Source organism: Clavibacter lycopersici, from assembly GCF_003576405.1.
Classification (GTDB): Bacteria; Actinomycetota; Actinomycetes; order Actinomycetales; family Microbacteriaceae; genus Clavibacter; species Clavibacter lycopersici.
This window is the reverse complement of record NZ_QWGT01000328.1, coordinates 1-2,264: the sequence shown is the minus strand read 5'-3', so window position 1 is coordinate 2,264 and position 2,264 is coordinate 1. Positions and strand designations below refer to the sequence as shown.

Below are 2,264 nucleotides of genomic sequence, written 5' to 3'. Positions count from 1 at the left end.
AGCGGCGCGCACGCGTGGGCGCTCGCCCGGCCCGGGTCCCCTGCGGTCCGCCAGGGCGACGCTGCGTCCCCCGTCACCGCTCCGCTGGCGGACGACGGCGACGCCCCGCTCTCGTCGGCCGAGGACGGCGTCGTCCCGGACGCGGGTCACGGCATGGACCGGGTGCCGACGCGGCCGTCGTCGGATCCGCTGCGCGTCCTCGCCGCATCGGTCGCGGGGGTGGGAGCCGCCGCTGCCCTGCCGGTGACGGCGCTCATGGGCGGATCGGCGTTCCTCACGTTCTGCGCGCAGCTCGTGACGGCGGCTCTCGTCGCCGCGGCGCTCGACGTGGCGGCACGCCGCATGCGGGACCCCGCGGTGGCGACCACCGCGCGGGTTGCGTCGATCGCCGCCCTGTTCGTCGCCGCCCTCGCCGGCCTGCCCGCCGTCGCCGCCGGATTCGGGGGTGTCACGGCCGTGCTCGTGGTCGGACTGCCCGCCTGGGCGCACGGACCGCTCGACGACGCCGTCGTCGTCCTCGGCCGCAGCAGCGTCGTCGCCGACCTGCCCGCCGACGTCCGGGCCGCGGCGCTCGGACTCGTCGCCGTCTGGATCCTCGCGGCGGTCGCCGCCCTCGCGGGCCGTCGCCTGTCGGCGCGGCGGGACCTGCTCGCGTGGACGGGCGCAGCCACGGTGATCGCCGCGATCCCCGCTCTCGGTCCCGTCGCCGTCGTGGTCGGCGCGTACGTCATCGCCTCCGCGGGCGCCCTCCTCTGGCGGCTCTCCTCGCGGGTGCCGCGCACCGCTGCCTCCGGCCCCGCCGTCGTCCCCGCCGGCCCGCTCGTGGCGCTGTCCCTCGCGGCGGGCGCGCTGGCCTGGTCCGCGTCCTGGGCGAGCACCGGCACGTGGTGGGCGGCCACGCCCCTCATGGTCCTGCTCCTCGTCGCGGGCGCCCGGACCGCGCGGACACCCGTCACCTCGCGACTCACGACGGCCGGGGCAGCGGTGATGGGCCTGATCGCCGCGGCTGCCCTGGCGCCGTCCCTCGCTCACGCGCGTTTCATCGGAGCGCCGCCGAGGACAGCCGCGCTCGACGCAGCCGCGGACCCCGTGGTGCTCCTCCTGCTGGCATCCGGGCTGGTCGCGCTCGGCGCCGGAGCCCTCCCGGGCCGCCCGGGCGTGCGGCGACGCGCGCTGCTGGCGACGGTCCTGCTCCCCGCGTGCGCGAGCACCGTCCCGATCGCGATCCTCGGAGCAGACCGCGCGGGCGGCGCGCTGACCGGGTATCCCGTGTGGCCCATCGTGGCGCAGGCGCTCCTCGTGGCGGCCCTGGTCGCATGGACCGTCGGCGGCGTCCGCCGGGTCGCCCTGCCCGCGCGAGCTCCACGCCCGGACGAGCCGACCACCACATCCCAGCCCACGGGGATCATCGCGCTGCGCAGATGGCGTCTCGCGACCGCCGGGCTCGTGGCCCCGACGCTGCTGCTCGCGGTCCTCACCGCCGGGGCCCTGGTCGACCGCGGCGCCGCACCCCACGGCCTGACAGCCGCCGGGGTCGCCCTCCTCGTCGCCGTGGGCGCGATGCTCGCCTACCGCATCGCATCGCGGGCGCTGCGCGTGGCGCTCGACTCCGGCACGGCCCTCGTGTCCGCCGGCGCGCTCCTCGTCGCCGTCTCCTCCGATCCCGCGCGCGAGGGGCGCGAGCTCCTGTGGATCCCGCTGCTGCTGCTCGCGGCAACGGCGCTCGTCCTCTCCGTCGCCTCCGACGGGCTGCTCCTGTCCCGCAGTGCCCGCCGCGCGTGGGGGTGGTCGGCGCTCGGCATGGGGATCGCAGCGCTGTGGTCGCGTCTGCTGGCCAGCGGCACGGACTCGCCGGAGGCCTACTGGCTGCCGGTCGCCGGCGTGCTGCTCCTGCTCGCCGCCCTCATGCACCGCGCCGCCGTGCGGTTCGACGGCGACGGGTCCGGGTCGGCGCTGGGGCCCCGGGTGCGACGCGGCGTCGCGACGCTGACGCTCGCGGGGATCCTCACGGCCGTCCTGCCGCTCGCCGCCGTGGGACGTGCCGACGACGTGCTCCGGCCCTCCCTCCTCACCGGGATCTGCGCGGCCCTGGCCCTGGGCGGTGCCGTCGTGCTCCGCCGCGCCGCGTCCCCCGTCCGCCCGCTGCTGCACGCCGTGGTCGTCGGCGCCGGCCTCGGCGTCCTGGTCGTCGGCGGCACGCGGGCGCTGCGACTCGCCGCCGGATACGCCGACCGCGGGCCGGCCGTCGACGTGCAGCTGGCGAT

The 2,264-nt window shown here is 78.4% G+C and carries 1 pseudogene; it reads left to right on the top strand.

Annotation, left to right across the window (positions count from 1 at the left end):
* Positions 1–2,264: pseudogene (locus tag DZG00_RS14645) on the top strand (SCO7613 C-terminal domain-containing membrane protein); the annotation flags it as partial.